Source organism: Streptomyces sp. NPDC015139 (genome assembly GCF_043079785.1).
GTDB classification, from domain to species: Bacteria; Actinomycetota; Actinomycetes; order Streptomycetales; family Streptomycetaceae; genus Streptomyces; species Streptomyces albidocamelliae.
Genome location: NZ_JBIBUW010000062.1, coordinates 1 through 2,233, shown reverse-complemented (window position 1 = coordinate 2,233; position 2,233 = coordinate 1). Strand labels below are relative to the sequence as shown.

Genomic DNA, 2,233 nt, shown 5'->3' with positions numbered 1-2,233 from the left:
CTGCACCTCTTCGTCGGCAGGCACGCTTACCGATCATGTCGGCACCAAGCTGCCCAAACTGCCGCACTCATAGGCATTTTCAATGACGCCTAACATGGCCCCTCACCGTGCTGACCGGCAGAGCGCACCGCTGCCTGCCCTGTTGGCGGCACGGATCACCCCCCACGCAATCCAACTCCTGCCCCGCCAAACGGGCCGCCCGCTGCCGCCGCCTGCCACGGCCGGCACCGGCGGATGGTGGGAACTGCCCCACGACGCAGACCTGCCGGCCGCACGCTCCGCGCCCTTTCCCTGCCCGACGCTCATCCCCCTCGGCACCAGTCCCACCGGCGACCTCCTGCTGCTCGACCTCACCGAACCAGGCGCCCTGCTCCTTACGGGCCGCCCCGACGACGTCGCCCGCGTGTGCACCGCGCTGCTGCTCGAATACGCGCTCGCGCCCTGGGCCGGCGATCTCCACCTCATCGCCACCGGCTTCGCCGACGACCTCCTGCACGCCCCGCTCGCGGACAACATCGTCTACGCCCCCACCCCCGCCGCGGCCGTGCACGCACTCGCCGAACGACTCCTCGAAGCCCATCAGCAACCGCACACCCGGCCCCGCGCCTGCATACTGCTCACCGCCACCGCACTCGATGCCGCCACCACCCGCGACCTCGCCCGACTCGCCGCACACCCCGCCCCCTTACCGGTCATCGCCGTCGCACCGGCCCCCGGCGTCCAGGACCACTTCCCCGACGCCGTCATCCTCGACGCCTCCGCCACCCGCCCCCAGCCCCTGCACACCACCGGCCAGGACCTCACCGCCCGGCTCACCGACTCCGTCGACGCCGGCCCACCCGCACCCGCCCGGGCACACGCCGACACCGACAAACCACCCGTGCAAGCCCACACCGAAGAGCCGGCCCACTCACCCACCGCACCAGCGGCTCCCGCCCAGGCCAGAGCAGAGGGTGATCACCTCTTTCCCGCGCTGACCACCGCGGCGGCCCACACGACCGAACCGGACCGCACCGACAGCACCAGGTCACGGGAAGGCCAGGCAGGCAGCGACCGCGCACACGGCGCGGCGCACCCAGCGCGCCCGACAGCCCCTGCCGCACCCTTTGGTCCACTCCCCGCCGCGCAGCCGACCGCGGCTTCCAGCACACCGCTTGCGCCGCAGATCCGCGTACTGGGCCCCATCGAAGTCGATGGCGTCCCGCACACCGGGCACGGCCCCCGCACCGCTCAACTCGCCGCCCTGCTCTACTTCCGCCCCGGACGCACCGCGGACACCCTCTGCGCCAACATGGACCCCACCACCCCCTGGACCACCGCCACCCTCAGCGCCCGCCTGCACCAACTCCGCCGGGCCCTTGGCAACACCCCCGACGGCGACCCCTACGTGCCACGCCGCCAGCACGCCGACGACCCCTACCGCCTGCACCCCGGCATCCGCTGCGACTGGACCGAATTCCGCACCCTGACCGACCACGCCCTCGACCAAGGCACCGAAGGCCTCAACGCACTCGAAGCTGCTCTCACCCTCGTCCGCGGACGCCCCTTCGGCTCCCGCGCCCTGCCGTGGACCGAGCCCCACAGCCAAGAACTCACCACCCGCATCGTCCACACCGCCGACGTCATCGCCCGCCTGCGCACCCCGCCCGGCCCCCACCACGACCTCACCAAGGCGCGCCACGCCATCACCACCGCACTCGACATCGACGACACTGCCGAGAGCCTCTACCAGGCGTGGTTCCTCATCGAAGCCCAAGCCGACAACCGGCCCGGCCTGCACACCGCCATCACCCGCCTGCAGTACATCAACGCCGCCCTGGACCGCCCCCTGTCACACGAGACCGAACGCCTCATCGACGAGCTCCTGCACCCGCAATCCCCTCCGGCAGCCCGCCCATGACACGCCCGTCCGTCCTCACCAACCGCCCTCCCCGCAACACCGCCCGCCATCCGCGCCCCGGCAGCGGTCACGCGCGTTCCCGACACCCAGCACAGCACGACACCACCGCAGCAGCGCACCGCCATCCCGACCGCCGACCATCACGACTCCTCGTTGCGACAGTCGCGGCCGGCACCTCGGCCGTGGCCGGTATCGGCTTCGCCGGTTCGTACGCGGCCGTCCGTGAGCTGGCCACAAGGAAGGGCTTCGGGAACTTCTCGTATGTGTTCCCGATCGGCATCGACGCGGGCATCTGCGTCCTCCTCGCCCTCGACCTGCTCCTGACCTGGATCC

At 71.8% G+C, this 2,233-nt stretch carries 1 protein-coding gene and 1 pseudogene; both read left to right on the top strand.

What is annotated here, in order from left to right:
• Positions 1–94: 94 nt before the first annotated feature.
• Complete coding sequence (locus ACF08B_RS41590) at positions 95–1,900, top strand: hypothetical protein (protein WP_392322225.1); 1,806 nt, start codon at positions 95–97, stop codon at positions 1,898–1,900.
• Between the two features lie 140 nt (positions 1,901–2,040).
• Positions 2,041–2,233 (top strand): annotated as a pseudogene (locus ACF08B_RS41585) (DUF2637 domain-containing protein); the annotation flags it as partial.

Excerpts from the sequence above, each read along its gene's own strand:
- ACF08B_RS41590 (WP_392322225.1), top strand. The coding sequence starts at position 95 with ATGGCCCCTCACCGTGCTGACCGGCAGAGCGCACCGCTGCCTGCCCTG.